This is a genomic window from Acinetobacter portensis, assembly GCF_009372215.1.
Lineage (GTDB): Bacteria > Pseudomonadota > Gammaproteobacteria > Pseudomonadales > Moraxellaceae > Acinetobacter > Acinetobacter portensis.
In genome coordinates this window covers 1-16,381 of record NZ_LWRV01000095.1, presented here as the reverse complement: position 1 = coordinate 16,381, position 16,381 = coordinate 1, and the positions used below count along the sequence as shown (strand labels likewise).

The window sequence follows — 16,381 nt, the reverse complement described above, 5'->3', positions numbered from 1 at the left end:
TTTTAAAATGAATACTGTAAATAAATATACGTGGCTTGGCTTTAGTTCAATTTTAATTTGGGCAAGTTTAGTAGCAGTTGTAAAACTGATTACTGAACAAGTTACGCCTGTTTCAGGTATAGCCATGATTTACAGTTTTAGTGCTTTGTGCATTTTAATATTTGGAAGCATGCCTTCACTTAAAGAAATGCCCAAAGCCTATTTGTACGGTTGCGGTATTTTATTTGTGAGCTATGAAATTTTATTCTTAATTTCTATTGCGCTATCACATAACCATGAACAAGTCTTAATTATTGCCATGATTAACTATTTATGGCCACCTATTACCATTTTATTTTCAATGTTTGCAAAGCAATTAAATTTTAATAATTTTGTTTTTGTTGGATTTATTTTGGCTGTGATTGGTTTATTACTTGTCGTGAATCCAAGAATATTAGATGTAGCTCAGTTTATTCATGTATTAGCACAAAATCCAAAAGCATATTTATTTGCATTTTTGGGCGCACTTTTATGGCCTTGTTATAGTGTTTTAACGAAAAAATATGCGCAAGGTTGTAATGCAGTACCGTTATTTTTTGTGCTTACTGCTGTTGCTTTATGGGTTTTACATTTTGCATTAAATGAGCAATTCATTATGCCAAGCTTGAATTTATGGTTGGCAATAGCAGTTGTTGGAAGCTTAATTGGTATTGCATATAGCAATTGGAATCAAAGTTTACAATTTGGAAATATCCAAGTTTTAATTTTGGCAACGTATTTCATGCCAATTTTATCATCTATGATGTCTATGCTTATTTTAGGTGTGATTCCTTCTTTTGCTTTTTGGATTGGCACGGCATTGGTAACAGTTGGGGCATTAATTTGCTGGAAATGTACTTTTGCAAATATTCAAAATGAATTTAAAAATTAAGCAAATGCATGATAAAAAGCCCTCAATTAAGAGGGCTTTTTAATGTCTGTGAAAAGATTAACTTTTACTTTGCTTCAAATATTTTTGAAAGTGGAATTGAAAGTTTTGCAGATAAGTAATCATCGGCCTCAATAAGAGCAGGTCCTATTTTTTCCATCCACTCATTTGCTTTAAAGTCATCTCCAATATCGTGTTTATGTGGGAGTGAATAGGGGAGATTGCTATAAAAACTCCAAAAATCGACTTGTGATAGGTTTCGAACAAGTACAAATTTATCGTCATCTGTGCGTTTAATTAAATCTTGTTTTTCTAGCATTAAAATATACGAAGGTAATCGTCCAATTTCATCACGTCCTAAAACTTCTAATGCTTCATGTTCACTGACAGATTTTCCGATTTTTTGTTTTTTATAAAACAGCTCAAGTAAGTCTAAAAGCATAAGTAATGGATGATATTTTTGATCTTTTCCTGAGTTGAATGCAGTCAGTGCATAGCTAATTTCAACACCAAGTAAAACAATATTCCAAGAGAGGAAAATCCATAACAGGAAAATAGGGACAGCAGCAAAAGCGCCGTAAACAATTTGATAACTGGTAAAATTCGACATGGTGTAGCCGAATAAATTTTTCAGTAATTCAAATACAATTGCACTGAATAAGCCTGCAATAAATGCAGCTTTAATCGGGACATTTCTGTTTGGAATAGTCCAGTTCAGAATAAAAAAACCAAGAATAGATAAAGAAAACGAAATCACCCATAAAATAAGTGCACCATCTAGTTCATAACCAGCAAAGTTATTACTTAATACATTCATTGAAGCGAGTGTTGATGAAATAACAAAAGCACTTCCAAGTAAAATTGGTCCCAAAGAAATAATGGTCCAATAACGCATAAAACCTAAAATGCCGCCACGGGTTTCTTTTACCCGCCAAATACGATTAAACACCGTTTCAATGCTTGTAAGCATCATGACTGTGGTGAAGAATAAAAAGAGCACGCCAATGACGGTTAAATTACTCGATTTTTCAGTAAATGCACTGAGTGCTTTATCAAAAGCAATGGTAGTGTTGGGTAAGAAGTTACTATAGATAAGCTGTTGTAATTGTTGTCTGGCAGGTTCTAGTGCTTTAATTGAAGAAATAATCACAAGAAAAACGGTGAGCATTGGTACAACCGCAAACAGTGTTGTATAGGTTAAAGAGCCTGCTTGTTCACGGCAACGATCTGCTTCAAAGCGACGTAAAACAAATAGAATAAACTGAAACCATGTCTTTTCATAAAAAGGTAGTTTTTTAAAATACTCAATGATCATGCTTTAGTAATCTCAATTGTTTTTAGTGATATTTCTCAACTTTCTTTAATAAGCTTACCCAAAAAAAGATAAAAATACCGTATAGTTTTCTTTTTTGTTCTGTTTGTTAAAAATATGCAACCTTATATTTTAGTTCTATATTACAGTAAATATGGCTCAACAAAAGAGATGGCACATTTAATTGCAAATGGTGTTGAATCTACTGGAATGGCTGTAAAAATTCGTACAGTTCCAAATTTATCGACTGTGGTAAAAGAAGCAGAGCCAAGTATTCCAAGTGATGGCGATATTTATTGTAGCTTAGATGATTTAGCAAACTGTTCTGGTCTAGCTTTAGGTTCGCCAACGCGTTTTGGTAATATGGCATCGGAACTGAAATACTTTTTAGATCAAACCACAAGTTTATGGTTAAACGGTGCATTGCATAATAAGCCTGCAAGCGTGTTTACGGCTTCGGGTTCTATGCATGGCGGGCAGGAAAGCACCTTATTAACAATGCTTCCACCATTGTTTCATCACGGTATGATTATTTTGGGTTTAACCAATGAAAAGCCCGCGTTATCGAATACAAAAACAGGTGGAACACCTTATGGTGCAACGCATGTTAGTGGTGCTCGACATGATCAAAGCTTAAGCCAAGATGAAAAATGCTTATGTGAAGAGCAGGGCAGAAGACTTGCAGAAACAGCGTTGAAGTTATTGAAATAATAAAATGAAAAGGAGAATATTAATTCTCCTTTTTTTCTGCCTTAAAGCGTTTGCCACATTTGCTGCATTGGTAATCTAAGAAAATGTTTTGATCTACAATTACACCTGCTTTTTTACCAACACGATGGCCTAGAAACCCACCTGTTACACCCACACTAATTGCACCAATAAAAGTGCCAACAGTTCCACCCACAATAATACCTAAAGGACCTGCAACCGTTCCAATGGCAGCGCCAATAGATGCACCAGATGCTGCTCCGCCTACGGTACCTGCGGTTGCTCCTGCACCACTGAGTAATACGCCACCTAATTTTTGTAAGTTTTGCTCATGGTTGCGTTGTTCAATTTCGCTAGATCCACATTTTGGGCATTGCATGATTTTATTCCTTGAACGGTGTGTTTTTAATAAGAACACATTATTTTCTCATTTGAGTTTAACCGATTATTTCCAAATAAGTTATATGCACAATCTTCCAAAAAAAATCGTATATCTGTTTAAGTGAAAAATATCTCATAAAAACAATTAAGTGCGTGGTTTTAATCTAACTTATTAAAATAGATATAAAAAATATCCTAATGCATAAAATAGAATAAAGAATGATCTTTTTATGATTTTTTTGAAAGTAGATTGTCGCGCTATTTTTATTTCAGTTGATGGAATTGGATAAGTAAAACGTTCATGAGTAATTTAAATTTGGCTAAACACAGCTCCGACTTTGATATTGATTCTTTACCGATATTGAATTTGGAGTTGTTTAAGCGAGAGGATAGTCAGGCTCAATTTTTAAAAGATTTACAAACCATTGCCAAAGAAATTGGTTTTTTCTATTTGGTTGGGCATGGTATTTCAAAGCAAAGAATTGAAGAGATTCAGAATATTTCTAAACAATTTTTTAGTTTAGATCAAAATAAAAAAGATGAATTGGCAATGATTAATTCACCGCACTTTCGTGGATATAGCCAACCAAATGCAGAAAATACAAGAAATGTTCCCGATTTTCGTGAACAGATTGATATTGGACCTGAGTTAGACGCTTTAGCTGTAAATGATGAAACACCATTATGGGCGCGTATGCAAGGACCCAATCAATGGCCGAAAGAATGGTCTGAATTTCAAGAAATCACGACAGCTTGGTTAAATGATTTAAGGCAAATCGCCATCGACTTACTTCATGCATTTATGTTGGCTTTAGGGCAAAAAGAAGATGCTTTAGATCATCTAATTTCAGGTTCTCCAAATGAATTGCTGAAGTTAATTCATTATCCAAAAGTTGATGATTCTTATCATCAAGGTGTTGGTGCGCATAAAGACTCCAATATTTTAACCTTGTTGTTGCAAGACCAAACAGGCGGTTTACAAGTGTTAAAGGGTGATGATTGGGTTGATATCCCCTACGTGGAAGATGCTTTTATTATCAATATTGGTGAAATTTTAGAGCTAGCAACAAACGGATATTTAGTTGCTAACGTCCACCAAGTTCATTCACCAACACAGCAAGATCGTTATTCTGTGGCTTATTTTATTTCGCCTAATTTATTTTCAGGAGAAATTCCTGTTTTAGAACTTGCGCCTGAGTTACAGAAGTTGGCAAAAGGTCCAACGAGCGATCCGTTGAACGTCATTCTTAAAAATGCAGGTCAGAATAGTATTAAAAGTCGCTTACGCTCACATTTAGATGTGACGCAAAAATTTTATCCTAAGCAATATGCTGAAATACAAAATAATATAAGGTAATAAGATGAAAAACTTAATAAAAACGGTTGTTTCGGCAGTTGTTGCAGTTTCATTGGTCGCATGCTCTACACAAAAAGAAGAGAGAACAGTCGCACAAACTGAAACCGATAAAATTGTTTTAGGTTCTATTGGTTCAGATGCGCAAATTTGGAAATATATTGCGCAATCTAAAGAAGCTAAACAGCTAGGCTTAGACATTGAAGTGAAAGAAATTAATGATGGTGTCGCACTGAATCAGGCGGTTATAGACAAAGAAGTTGATGTGAATGCATTTCAGTCTTGGGCTTATTTTAAAGCATTTAATAAATTGAAAGGCGAGCCACTTGAAGCCATAGCAACCACTTATTTAGAACCTATGGGGCTATATTCAAAACGCTATAAAAGCTTAGATGACTTACCGCAAAAGGCTGTAGTTGCAATTCCAAATGATGTGGCAAATACATCTCGTGCGCTGAAACTTTTGGAACAAGCAAAAGTGATTCAATTGAAAGCGAATTTCAATCCAATATCGGGTGGCTTAAATGATATTGAAAAAAACCCGAAACAGATTTCAATTAAGTTAGTGAAAGGGGCGCAAGGACCACGTGTTTTAGATGATGTAGATGTGGTGGCAATTGGAAATACAAATGCTTTAGAAAGTGGTTTAAATGTGATTCAAGATTCTCTTTCACATGAAACCGTTGAAAACAAAGTGGTCGAAAATATTAATATTTTAGTGGTAAGAAAAGACCGTAAAGATGATAAAAACTTACAGAAATTAAATACGCTATATCATCAACCATTTGTTGAAGAATATATTCAAAAAAATTTTGGTGGTACCAAGCTCGATATTAATCAGCCTGTATCAACGCTTAATTAGAAATTAAAAAATGAAGCAATAAAAAAAGCGCCCTAAAAAAGGCGCTTTTTTATATTCACAAAATTAATCGCGAACAAATTCAACAGTACCGTTTACTAAAGATTTAACACGTGCTAAAGATTCTACGCGGTAACCTTTTTCAAGAAGCAAATCACGACCTGGTTGGAAAGATTTTTCAATCACAATACCAATACCAACAACTTCAGCATTTGCTTGATGAATTAAGTCTGCAAGACCTAAAGCAGCTTGACCATTTGCCAAGAAATCATCAATCACTAAAACTTTATCAGTTGAGCTGATGTGTTTGTTTGAAATCGCAATAGTGCTTTCAATTTGCTTAGTGAAAGAGAAAACTTTTGAGCGATACAAATCATCTTTCAACGTTAAAGATTGGTATTTACGTGCAAAAATTACAGGAACACCAAGTTCTAAACCAGCCATCACAGCAGGAGCAATACCTGAAGCTTCGATGGTAATGATTTTGGTGATGCCAGCATCTTTGAATAGACGAGCAAATTCTTGACCAATGAGTTGCATCATTGCAGGGTCAATTTGGTGATTTAAGAAAGAATCGACTTTCAGAACTTCCTCAGATAGGACGATACCTTCAGCTAAGATTTTCTGTTCAAGTGCTTGCACGGGAGAATCCTCAAGAGCAGTTGCTTTTTAAAGCAAAAGCGTATTTTAAAAAGCAACTGAAAAAAAGCAAGCAAAATTGAAAAAATAATTAATTAGTTTGCCCTTTATAGCTTGTTAGTAACAAACCATAAGATGTTTTTTTATCGACATGAGTAACTTTTACAGGTAGATAATCTAATTTAGGTGCTAACCAGAAAATAGTTTCTCGACCAGGTTTTTCATGTTTTAAAACAACTTTCATGGTATCGAAAGTACCATAATTGGTTTTAACTTGTTCATTACCTTGTTTCACAAATCGACGTGATTCAATTTCTTTTGCATCAGCAAGCAAATATGCCGATTTTAAAGCACCATTTTTAAGATCTTCACGTAATTGTAGTTCTGCATTTAGCTCATCAAGCACACCAGATTTCCATGCAAAAGAACGGTTGGTATCATCCTTTTTGGTGTTAATTAGTTTGGTACTTGGGTTGAAGTTAATTGACATGGTGTTGTTATGTACAAGAACTTTACTCGTACGACTAAAATTTGATGAAGAGATTTGCTTATTATTAAAGGTAAATTTACTTGTTTCAGTTGCCGATGCTAAACCAACAGCTTTAGCAGCAAATACATAAGTCCAATTATTACCAGATTGGCTTAACGTACGTGTAGCCGAGCCAATATTTTTACCATTGTAGTTAAATTGATAACCTGCTTGAAATGGACTCATTGCGAAAGCTTGGCTTGAAATACCGCCCATTACCACGGTTGCAGTAATTGCAGAAAGGCTGAGAGCTTTTAAAATATGTTTAGCCATAAGTTGAGTTCCTATTAGTCAGGGATATGTGTATCCACAGATTAAAACTTGTTTAAATAATTATGCAGATAGATCATGGAGATAAATCCAGTATTTCTCAATTTTCTGTATCTAAAATGTATCGAATTAAAGTTGTTTCAAGTGCTATTTTTGCTTAATCGGTGTTACGACAACATCACTTAAATCTTCAATATTACTTTCGATTCGCTCACTCGACATCTTACTAAAAAGTGCCATTAAATTAACGTTACCCATTACAACAAGTTGAGCTTCACGAAGTACGGCATGGTTTACATTTACTTTAGCCAAAGTCTCAATAATTGATTTATTTTTGCCTAACCAGCGGTTTAAATCTAGGTAAAGTAAATCATCTTTTACTTTAATGACATTGAGCTTTTCTAAAATCATGCCTAAAGGATCTTTATTTAAAACTTTTTGATAGAACCATAATGCACATTTCACACCACCTTTATGGAAAATACTTGGATATTTTGCGTCAAGAATCGTGGTTTCACTAATTTGTTCAAATACAATAAGTTGAGATTTCTTGTTTAGCTCCATGAGCGCGAGTTTTAAGTCTACGCTTAAGGTAATACTCAACCCGTTATAATCGAGTGTTGCATATAGACGTAACCAATCATCGTGCAAATCTGCATGAAGGTCTTTGAGCATTTTTACGTTATCTGTAACGAAACGTTGAAAAGTCGCATTAAGAAACACTTGAGACATGGGAAATTCACGTTCGTCTTCAATGTAATCTTCAGCTTTTTGATAAGCTTGTTTTAAGCGGTTGGAGATATTTGAGATGAGCGTTTGCATATCGTGTTCCAAAAATTGGGTCTATCTTTGACTCAAATGACTTTAATTATATTAAAAATACGAGTTTATCACTTGCAGTTTATCAAAATAAATAGCACCATTTTCAATAGTTTATAAGCTTAGTTTATTTATTGATAGGTTTCACTGTTATCTATGTAAATAGATAACTTGGTCTATATTATTCTGTTTTTACAGTTTGGGAAAACTGACTTTTGTCCGTTTATTGTGATGTCGATTAAAACATTTTTAATACCATTAAAAAGCCACTGGTGGCAAGATTCTATTTTTACTGCGGCATTATTGGTTGCAGGAATATTGCATCTTATTGTTTTAACTTTGCAATTTGCAGAACCAACCAAATCGGATACGTCTACAAAAGATATTGCTGTTTCTATTCGTCCTGCCGAAACAGAAGTTAAAAATGCAGATTTTTTAGCACAAGAAGATCAACAAGGGTCGGGGACTTTTCGTGAAGCGCATCGTATATCGAGTGATATGCCTGCTGCTATGGAAGATGTCAGTACTGGTGATAAAGAACTTGAAAGCCTAGAACGAATGCAACAACAACGTGAGTTGAGCTTTGAAGAAAAAGTGTTAATGACCACTTTAAGTTGGAAAAAAGAAGCCGAACAAAACAATCGTAAAAAAGCGATGGAAGAGCTAAACAGTCAATTTCAAGCAAAAGCTTCTATGGTTGCAAGTATTGAAGCACAATATTTAAAACGTCAGCAAAATTTTAGTCGAACTCAAAAAGTAAAAACTTTAGATGGTATTCAGGCGAAAAAAGATGTTTCGGCTGCTTATATGGATAAGTTCCGTGAAAAAGTTGAATTTTACGGTAACCGTTATTATCCAGATCAAGCGAAACAAATGCGTTTATCTGGCGAAGTTCGTTTAATGGTGATTCTAAATGCAAACGGTGGTATTCGAGCAATTCGTTTAATTGATAGTTCTGGTCATATGGTTTTAGATGAAGCTGCAAAAGCATCGGTACGTAAAGCAGCGCCATTCGGGGCTTTCGACTCTAAAATGAAAGATATATCCGAACTTCGAATTATTCGTACATGGCGTTTTGATCCTGCTGAAGCAGAAATTGAAGTGCATTAAGTTATTTAACTGTATATGAAAACCCTTCCTCTCAAAGGGAGGGGGCTTTTAATTATAATTTGTTAATAATTAAAGTTCCCTCTCCTTGTAGGAGAGGGTTAGGGAGGGGTCCTCATAAAACCTCTAATAAAAAAGCGAGCCGTAGCTCGCTTTTTTATTGATGAAATTAATTTTGTTCCAAATAAGGATTTTCAAATCCTAACTTGGCTAAAATTTCAATTTCTAATGCTTCCATTTCTTCTGCATCTTCATCAGAAGTTTCATGGTCATAGCCCATTAAATGTAAAGTTCCATGTACAAGCATATGTGTGAAATGAGTCAATGGAAGTTTGTCTTGCTCCCGAGCTTCACCTAATACAACAGGAATGCAAATGACTAAATCGCCAATAGGAAATGAATCTAAAATTTCAGCCATTTCATCGGGAAGGTCACTTGGGAAAGATAAAACATTGGTCGGTTTATCTTTGCCACGATATTCCAAGTTGAGCTTGTGACTTTCATCGTTATCTACACAAGCAATACCAATTTCACAATCGCTTTTTGTGTCGATATGACGTAAAGCTGTTTCTACAACTTTCTTAATATGTGCACGTTTCAAAACCAATTCAGGGGATTGAAAGTCCTGTTGTAGGGAAAGACTCAGTTTCAAAACAAATCCTTAAATCATGTTTAAATTAGTCTTGTGCATCGGCTGCTGTATCGTTTTCAGCAATTAATGCCGCTTGGAGTGCTTTACGTTCCGCACGAGCTTCTGCGCTAAGACGTTGTTGATCGCTGTCCCATCCTTCGTATGCTTCTACAATTTTTTGAACTAATTGGTGACGCACAACATCGCGAGAATGGAAGCGGGTAATATGAATTTCTTTGACATTTTCAATGACACGTAAAGCATGTGATAAACCTGATTGTTGTCCTCGAGGTAAATCGACTTGCGTTACATCGCCAGTAATGACGGCACGTGAACCAAAACCTAAACGCGTTAAGAACATCTTCATTTGTTCAGGTGTGGTGTTTTGTGCTTCATCTAAAATGACGAAAGAATGGTTTAGTGTGCGACCACGCATATAAGCAAGTGGTGCAACTTCAATGACTTGGCGTTCAATGAGTTTTGCAACCTTCTCAAAGCCAAGCATTTCGTACAATGCATCATAAAGTGGACGAAGGTAAGGGTCGATTTTTTGGCTTAAATCACCAGGTAAAAACCCTAGTTTTTCACCTGCTTCAACAGCAGGGCGCACAAGTAAAATACGTTGAATTTCATTACGTTCAAGCATATCTACTGCGGCTGCAACTGCAAGATAAGTTTTACCTGTACCTGCAGGGCCAATACCAAAAGAAATATCACTTTGTAAGATGCGTTGTACATAACGCTTTTGGTTCGCACCACGCGGGTTGATGCGACCTTTTCGAGTTTGTAAATAAACATCTTCTAGGCCAGTATGTTCTTGGTCTAAATCTGTTTGTAGTTCATGGTCTGTTTGGCTACCTTGAATCATAAGATGCAAGGTGTCTGAGGAAATTTGCTGAGATGTTTCAGCTTCATTGTGCAGACGTTGGAGCAAACTTTCGGCTCTCTCGACTGCTTCTGTATTTCCATCGACAAAGAATTCTTCGCCACGATGGGAAATTTGGACATTTAAACGTTGTTCGATTTGTTTTAAGTGACCGTTATAAGCACCTAACATACTTTTTAAACGGTCTACTGAAACACCAGGAAAAGCTACTGTACGTCGAATCGTTGCAGTCAAGAGAGTTCCTTAAAAGTAATCTTGTTATAACCCTACATTACGCCACGTCAGGTTCAAGATTCAAGAGCTCACCGTAAACTAAATTTAAAGTTTTTATTTCAGTAATTTCAATTTCTGCAAAGCGACCTACCCAAGATGCATCACCAATAAATGTGACATAACGAGTGTTGTCTGCTGTGCCGACTAAAAGGTTAGGATCTTTGTCTGAAATTTTTTCAATAAGAACGCGTTGAATTGTGCCAAGCATCGCATCAGTTTTATCGATACTTGAACGTTTAATCCATTTTTGAACTTTGCCTAAACGTTCTTTTTTCACATCTTCAGGAATGGTATCTTCCAATTCTGCGGCAGGCGTACCCGGACGTTTTGAGTAAACAAAGCTATAAGAATGGTCAAAATCCATATCTTTAATAAACTGATATGTTTCTTCAAAGTTTTCATCTGTTTCACCAGGGAAACCAATAATGAAATCTGAAGATAAATGCATATCTGGACGGACTTTACGTAACTTGGCAATTTTTTCGATGTAAACGTCGATGGTATGGTTACGTTTCATTGCTTGAAGTACATCGTTTGAACCACTTTGTACAGGCAGGTGAAGATGAGAAACCATTTGTGGTAAATCTCGGTAGCATTGAATTAAGTCATCGTTAAATTCAAGCGGGTGAGATGTGGTATAGCGTAAACGACCAATTCCCGGGATTTCTGCAACTAAACGAAGTAAGTCTGCAAATGTGCAAATTTCACCTTCGAAAGTTTCACCACGGTAGCCATTTACGTTTTGACCTAAAAGAGAAATTTCACGAACGCCTTTTTCTGCCAAAGTTGCAATTTCAGCAAGTACATCATCAAGTGGACGAGAAACTTCTTCACCGCGTGTATAAGGTACAACGCAGAATGAACAGTATTTAGAACATCCTTCCATAATTGAAACAAATGCTTTATGACCTTCAACACGTGGTTCAGGTAAAAAGTCGAATTTCTCAATGTCTGGGAAAGAAATATCAACCAACTTGATTTTATCTTTCTTTGGTTTTTCTATTTGCTCAAAGTGCTGGTCAAGCATTTGTGGCAAACGGTGTAATGTTTGTGGGCCAAAAATCATATCGACATAATTGGCACGTTTTTGAATGTTGTCACCTTCTTGAGATGCAACACAGCCACCTACACCAATAATCAGGTCAGGATTTTTTTCTTTCAGCTTGCGCCAGCGACCCAGTTCAGAGAATACTTTCTCTTGTGCTTTTTCACGAATAGAACAGGTATTCATGAGAAGAATATCTGCATCTTTCGGGTCTTTGGTTAGCACATAACCGTGTGAGTCGCCTAAAAGGTCTGCCATACGGTGACTGTCATACTCATTCATCTGACACCCTTGCGTTTCGATGAACAGTTTTTTGACTGAACCGTTGGCTGGGGTGTGCTGTGGCTGGGTAACAGTGTTTTCTGAGGCAGCTTGGGCACTATTGGGAATGAAGGTTTGAACCGTCATGTAGGCTCCTAAAGGATAAATCTTTATGAAACATGCTCTTATGTCAGAATTTTAGACCTAGTGTATGTACACGTGGGTTCCATCTGCATCATAAATACTGAGCAAAATTCAAGGAATGTAAGAAGGCGCATAGTTTAGCAGGAAAATGTTAGAAACTTATAATTTAAAATAAACACGTATTTGTATTGATTTATGGACTAAAATTGTTTGAAAATTAATATTGTTGAATCATGAGGTTACACAACAGAACAGTAGAGTTGTTTTAGAATAACTAAACTACATTTGCTGTTGGTTAATTTCTATATATAAAAGGCACAGTAATGAGAGAAAGCATAAATATGCTCACAAAGATTAAAAAAGAAAAAAAACGCTATAAAAGTCTTGTGTTGGGTATGGGTTCTTTGTGTATGTTTTCTTTTGCTTATGCAGGAGATGAGCAGTTTAATGATGCCTTGAAAGCTGCAAATTCAGGAAATACACAAGCCTTACAACAATATCAAAACTCTATGCAAAATGATGTTTTGGGCTATTACCCAGAATATTGGAATTTAAATAACAATTTGGCTTTTCAGCCATCAAGTGCAATTATAAGTTTTGCTCAGCGCTATCCTCAGTCTGCAATGGCTGAAAAGCTGGCAGCAGATTATGTCGAAGAAAAAGTAAAACAATCGGATTTTTCGAGTCCTATACCTGTACTACAGTATGTTTCGAATCCTGATAAAGCTGAAAGCTGTGCAATGGCTCAAGTACGTGCGCATTCAGGTGATCCTTTAGTTTTTGCAGAATTTAAAGATGTTTGGCTCACAACAGATTCACAATCTGATTTTTGTCATGGCTTGGCACGTATGATGTCATCAAGTCCTTTAATGACCAAAGAAGATAAAGAACAGCGTCTTTGGGGGCAATTGCGTTCAGGAAAAAGTGGTTTGGCTGTAGCAACGGCACAAAGCTTGGGACTCAATTTAACGCTTGCACAATTTAATTCTATTCAAGCAAATCCTTTAAATTATATTTGGTCTGCGCCAAAAGCTTCAGATGCTGACTATGCATATTTAATTTATGCGATAGGACGTGTGGCGGATAGCGATTTAAACTCAGCATTATCTTCCATGAATCGTAGTGCGGAAGGTACTCCAGATAAAATCCAAAAAGCGATATATCGCACTGTTGGCTATATTGGTGGCACAACGGTGATGAAAAATAATTTCAATCAAGATGTATTGAAAGCACTAGATGCAAGTTACGGACTGCCATTTAGCCCAGAAGAAGCTGAAATTTATGCAAGACAAGCCATTCGTTTTAGTGCGTGGGAAAGCTTAATTCGTGCCATTGATTCAATGTCTGTTACTCAACGTCAAGAAGAGCGTTGGCAGTATTGGTTGGCACGTGCATATGAGCAGCGTTCAGATTCTGCATCTAAACGTACATCTAAAGAAATATTTAAAAAACTTGCAGAAGGAACTGGATATCACAATCTATTGGCTAAAGATCATGTAGGACAAACCTATAATCTTGCATCAAGTTACGAGCCTTCTAGTAAAGATATTCAGCGTTTAAGCCAAGATATTCATTTTAATCGAGCATTTGCTTTAAGAGATGTGGGCGCACCTGCGACTTATATTAACCGTGAGTGGAACTGGGCAGTTCGACAAGCATATTTAAAACAAGATGATGAACTGATTCTTGCTGCTGCGAAACGTGCAACAGATATGGGGTGGTATGATCGCGCGATTTATGCGGCAGATCGTACAGTGAATAAACACAATTATGTTTATGGCTATGCAACGCCACATCGAGATTATGTTGTAAATCATAGTCAAAATGCAGGAATCGATCCTGCTTGGGCCTATGGTTTAATGCGTCAGGAAAGTCGTTTTAATACCACGGCTCGCTCACATGTTGGGGCAGGTGGTCTTATGCAAATTATGCCTGAAACAGCGAAATTGGTTGCTCGTAAAATGGGTGAAACTTATAATCCTGCTGCATTAAGTGATATGAATGTAAACATTAGATATGGTACATATTACTTATCGACTATTCAGAATCAACTCAGTAATAGCCCTGTTTTAGCAACTGCAGGATATAACGCAGGACCTAATCGTGCACGCCGTTGGCAACCTGAATATCAGAGCATTGCTGCTGATCAATATGCAGAAACCATTCCTTTGAGTGAAACACGTGATTATGTAAAACATGTCATGACCAATGCGGTTCACTATGGTTTATTGCTAGGTCAAGGTTCACAATCTATTGGTAAGCGTATGCAAGACATTCCTTTGCGTAGTACTGGGCAATAGACGACTTAGACTTGGTCTAGTAAAAGTCATGACTTTGATGAGTATTTAAAAGATGAAAAAAGGTGTTCAACAGAAGATGATGAAACTGGGTATGCTTATTCTCAGCATGTTTGGTTTAAGCATTGTTACACCTCATCTTTTTGCAAATACACCTGCAGGCTATGTTTTAGAAATTCAAATGACACCTGCTATATGTCTTCTAGATACATCTAAAGTCAAAAAACGGAAATGTTTGGAAGGTTATACTTTAAACATTCAAGGTTTGTACCCTGAAACTTCTCGTAGAGATTGTAGTACTAATTCATCTGCAACTTTAACGCCTTTACAAGCAAAAGTGGTTGCTCGTGTTATGCCAGATGAGGCCGCGCGTCGACAATTGTGGGGCGCTGTTGGTGGATGTACATCTATGAGTGCGAGTCAGTATTTTAGAACCATTATTAATTATGCAGATCACTTGAAAATTCCATCGGTCATGACAGGGCAGCAAACAACGGAAATTCATACACTTGCACTTCAAACAATGTTAACGAGATTAAATAAAGGCTTGCCTGTAAGTTCGTTGCGCTTTCAATGTGCAAAAAATCGTAATACAAGTTATTTAACTGAATTAAATATTTGCTACGCGACAAATGGACAGTATAAATCGTGTTCAAGCAATGTCGTTTCTAATTGTCCAAGTACATTTACAATTAAAGGTTCTTACTAAGCTTTTTAGGCTTTTAATTTATATTTTCTATGAGACTTTTGTTCAATTAGATTCTGTTTTACATGCATCAAGCGAATGATTGGAGTACAATCTTTGCCGTTTATGATGATTAAGATTAAATAGAACAGCTATTTAATTGCATTGACTATCCTCTCAATTGGAGATAATTACATGAAGCAAGCAGTTCGTGTTGCCATTACTGGCGCAGCTGGTCAAATTGGTTATAGCTTATTATTCCGTATCGCAAGCGGTGAAATGTTGGGTAAAGACCAACCAGTTATTCTTCAGCTATTAGAAGTTCCTTTTGAGAAAGCTCAACAAGCGCTTAAAGGCGTAATGATGGAGCTTCAGGACTGTGCATTCCCACTTCTAGAAGACATGATCGGTACTGATGATCCTAAAGTTGCATTTAAAGATGCTGACTATGCATTATTAGTTGGTTCACGTCCTCGTGGTCCTGGTATGGAACGTGCTGACTTATTAAAAGTAAACGGTGAAATTTTCATCGGTCAAGGTCAAGCACTTAATGAAGTTGCTAGCCGTGACGTTAAAGTTCTTGTTGTAGGTAACCCTGCTAACACGAATGCTTACATCGCTATGAACTCTGCTCCAGATCTTCCTGCGAAAAACTTCACAGCAATGTTGCGTCTTGACCACAACCGTGCGGCATCTCAAATTGCTGCTAAAACTGGTAAAGCAGTTAAAGACATTAAAAACCTTACTGTTTGGGGTAACCACTCTCCAACAATGTATGCTGACTACCGTTTTGCAACAATCAACGGTGAAAGCGTTAAAGATATGATCAACGATCAAGAATGGAATGCAAACACATTCCTTCCTACAGTTGGTAAACGTGGCGCTGCAATCATTGAAGCTCGTGGTTTATCTTCTGCTGCTTCTGCTGCTAACGCTGCAATCGACCATATGCGCGATTGGGCTCTTGGCACAAATGGCGAATGGGTAACTATGGGTATTCCTTCAGACGGTTCTTACGGTATCCCTGAAGGTGTAATGTTCGGTTTCCCTGTAACAACTGAAAACGGTGAATACAAAATCGTTCAAGGTCTTGAAATCGACGAATTCAGCCGTGAACGTATCAACTTCACGTTGAACGAACTTGAAGAAGAGCGCGCAGCAATTGCTGACATGCTTAAATAATTTAATCTTTCAAGATTAAGTTAAAAAAGCACTCCATTTGGAGTGCTTTTTTTATACAAAATTAATGAAATAATAGACTTCCGTCATAAATC

16 protein-coding genes are annotated in these 16,381 nt (G+C 36.5%); 8 read left to right on the top strand and 8 right to left on the bottom strand.

The window, feature by feature from the left end; translation table 11 throughout:
- Window positions 1–7: 7 nt before the first annotated feature.
- A complete protein-coding gene (yddG, locus tag A6M14_RS11930) occupies window positions 8–910 on the top strand; it encodes an aromatic amino acid DMT transporter YddG (RefSeq protein ID WP_152875306.1) in 903 nt (300 codons plus the stop codon).
- A 64-nt stretch (window positions 911–974) separates the two neighbouring features.
- On the opposite strand, the gene A6M14_RS11925 is transcribed toward yddG, so the two are convergent.
- Window positions 975–2,222 carry a YihY family inner membrane protein gene (locus tag A6M14_RS11925; RefSeq protein ID WP_152875305.1) on the bottom strand — a complete coding sequence of 416 codons (1,248 nt, stop codon included), beginning with the start codon at window positions 2,220–2,222 and terminating at the stop codon, window positions 975–977.
- A 114-nt stretch (window positions 2,223–2,336) separates the two neighbouring features.
- Between A6M14_RS11925 and wrbA the strand changes: the two genes are divergently transcribed.
- Complete coding sequence (wrbA, locus tag A6M14_RS11920; RefSeq protein WP_152875304.1) at window positions 2,337–2,930, top strand: NAD(P)H:quinone oxidoreductase; 594 nt, start codon at window positions 2,337–2,339, stop codon at window positions 2,928–2,930.
- A gap of 19 nt (window positions 2,931–2,949) precedes the next feature.
- On the opposite strand, the gene A6M14_RS11915 is transcribed toward wrbA, so the two are convergent.
- Entirely contained in the window at window positions 2,950–3,306 is a 357-nt protein-coding gene (locus A6M14_RS11915) for a hypothetical protein (protein WP_152875302.1), read from the bottom strand.
- 303 nt (window positions 3,307–3,609) lie between these two features.
- Between A6M14_RS11915 and A6M14_RS11910 the strand changes: the two genes are divergently transcribed.
- Both A6M14_RS11910 and A6M14_RS11905 read left to right on the top strand, forming a co-directional pair.
- A complete protein-coding gene (locus A6M14_RS11910; RefSeq protein WP_152875301.1) occupies window positions 3,610–4,665 on the top strand; it encodes an isopenicillin N synthase family dioxygenase in 1,056 nt (351 codons plus the stop codon).
- Window positions 4,666–4,669: 4 nt separating this feature from the next.
- Window positions 4,670–5,524, top strand: a complete 855-nt coding sequence (locus A6M14_RS11905; RefSeq protein ID WP_152875300.1) for a MetQ/NlpA family ABC transporter substrate-binding protein — start codon at window positions 4,670–4,672, stop codon at window positions 5,522–5,524.
- A gap of 63 nt (window positions 5,525–5,587) precedes the next feature.
- Here the strand turns inward: A6M14_RS11905 and A6M14_RS11900 are convergent, their stop codons facing one another.
- The 3 genes from A6M14_RS11900 to A6M14_RS11890 form a co-directional block, all read right to left on the bottom strand.
- On the bottom strand, window positions 5,588–6,163 hold the full coding sequence (locus A6M14_RS11900) for a xanthine phosphoribosyltransferase (RefSeq protein ID WP_163121373.1): 576 nt from the start codon (window positions 6,161–6,163) through the stop codon (window positions 5,588–5,590).
- A gap of 88 nt (window positions 6,164–6,251) precedes the next feature.
- Complete coding sequence (locus tag A6M14_RS11895; RefSeq protein ID WP_152875298.1) at window positions 6,252–6,962, bottom strand: DUF3108 domain-containing protein; 711 nt, start codon at window positions 6,960–6,962, stop codon at window positions 6,252–6,254.
- Window positions 6,963–7,106: 144 nt separating this feature from the next.
- Entirely contained in the window at window positions 7,107–7,781 is a 675-nt protein-coding gene (locus tag A6M14_RS11890; RefSeq protein ID WP_152875297.1) for a hypothetical protein, read from the bottom strand.
- Window positions 7,782–8,009: 228 nt separating this feature from the next.
- On the opposite strand from A6M14_RS11890, the gene A6M14_RS11885 reads away from it, so the two are divergent.
- Window positions 8,010–8,888: an energy transducer TonB gene (locus A6M14_RS11885; protein WP_152875337.1), complete on the top strand. Its 879-nt coding sequence runs from the start codon at window positions 8,010–8,012 to the stop codon at window positions 8,886–8,888.
- A 166-nt stretch (window positions 8,889–9,054) separates the two neighbouring features.
- On the opposite strand, the gene ybeY is transcribed toward A6M14_RS11885, so the two are convergent.
- The 3 genes from ybeY to miaB are packed head-to-tail and all read right to left on the bottom strand — an operon-like array spanning window position 9,055 to window position 12,128.
- Window positions 9,055–9,537: an rRNA maturation RNase YbeY gene (ybeY, locus tag A6M14_RS11880; protein WP_152875296.1), complete on the bottom strand. Its 483-nt coding sequence runs from the start codon at window positions 9,535–9,537 to the stop codon at window positions 9,055–9,057.
- Between the two features lie 25 nt (window positions 9,538–9,562).
- Window positions 9,563–10,636: a PhoH family protein gene (locus A6M14_RS11875; RefSeq protein ID WP_152875294.1), complete on the bottom strand. Its 1,074-nt coding sequence runs from the start codon at window positions 10,634–10,636 to the stop codon at window positions 9,563–9,565.
- Window positions 10,637–10,673: 37 nt separating this feature from the next.
- Entirely contained in the window at window positions 10,674–12,128 is a 1,455-nt protein-coding gene (gene miaB, locus A6M14_RS11870) for a tRNA (N6-isopentenyl adenosine(37)-C2)-methylthiotransferase MiaB (protein WP_152875292.1), read from the bottom strand.
- A 407-nt stretch (window positions 12,129–12,535) separates the two neighbouring features.
- Between miaB and A6M14_RS11865 the strand changes: the two genes are divergently transcribed.
- The 3 genes from A6M14_RS11865 to A6M14_RS11855 all read left to right on the top strand — a co-directional run bounded on the left by A6M14_RS11865 (window position 12,536) and on the right by A6M14_RS11855 (window position 16,289).
- Entirely contained in the window at window positions 12,536–14,425 is a 1,890-nt protein-coding gene (locus tag A6M14_RS11865; RefSeq protein ID WP_421706153.1) for a lytic transglycosylase domain-containing protein, read from the top strand.
- 52 nt (window positions 14,426–14,477) lie between these two features.
- On the top strand, window positions 14,478–15,131 hold the full coding sequence (locus A6M14_RS11860) for a ribonuclease T2 family protein (RefSeq protein WP_152875288.1): 654 nt from the start codon (window positions 14,478–14,480) through the stop codon (window positions 15,129–15,131).
- A 171-nt stretch (window positions 15,132–15,302) separates the two neighbouring features.
- Window positions 15,303–16,289 (top strand): malate dehydrogenase, encoded by a 987-nt coding sequence (locus A6M14_RS11855; protein WP_067868465.1) that lies wholly within the window; start codon window positions 15,303–15,305, stop codon window positions 16,287–16,289.
- Window positions 16,290–16,381: the final 92 nt, after the last annotated feature.

Coding starts and splice junctions, on each gene's coding strand:
- A6M14_RS11915 (WP_152875302.1), bottom strand. CDS start 3,306: ATGCAATGCCCAAAATGTGGATCTAGCGAAATTGAACAACGCAACCAT.
- A6M14_RS11910 (WP_152875301.1), top strand. CDS start 3,610: ATGAGTAATTTAAATTTGGCTAAACACAGCTCCGACTTTGATATTGAT.
- A6M14_RS11865 (WP_421706153.1), top strand. CDS start 12,536: ATGTTTTCTTTTGCTTATGCAGGAGATGAGCAGTTTAATGATGCCTTG.
- yddG (WP_152875306.1), top strand. CDS start 8: ATGAATACTGTAAATAAATATACGTGGCTTGGCTTTAGTTCAATTTTA.
- A6M14_RS11895 (WP_152875298.1), bottom strand. CDS start 6,962: ATGGCTAAACATATTTTAAAAGCTCTCAGCCTTTCTGCAATTACTGCA.
- A6M14_RS11860 (WP_152875288.1), top strand. CDS start 14,478: ATGAAAAAAGGTGTTCAACAGAAGATGATGAAACTGGGTATGCTTATT.
- miaB (WP_152875292.1), bottom strand. CDS start 12,128: ATGACGGTTCAAACCTTCATTCCCAATAGTGCCCAAGCTGCCTCAGAA.
- A6M14_RS11855 (WP_067868465.1), top strand. CDS start 15,303: ATGAAGCAAGCAGTTCGTGTTGCCATTACTGGCGCAGCTGGTCAAATT.
- A6M14_RS11905 (WP_152875300.1), top strand. CDS start 4,670: ATGAAAAACTTAATAAAAACGGTTGTTTCGGCAGTTGTTGCAGTTTCA.
- A6M14_RS11925 (WP_152875305.1), bottom strand. CDS start 2,222: ATGATCATTGAGTATTTTAAAAAACTACCTTTTTATGAAAAGACATGG.
- A6M14_RS11885 (WP_152875337.1), top strand. CDS start 8,010: ATGTCGATTAAAACATTTTTAATACCATTAAAAAGCCACTGGTGGCAA.
- A6M14_RS11890 (WP_152875297.1), bottom strand. CDS start 7,781: ATGCAAACGCTCATCTCAAATATCTCCAACCGCTTAAAACAAGCTTAT.
- wrbA (WP_152875304.1), top strand. CDS start 2,337: ATGCAACCTTATATTTTAGTTCTATATTACAGTAAATATGGCTCAACA.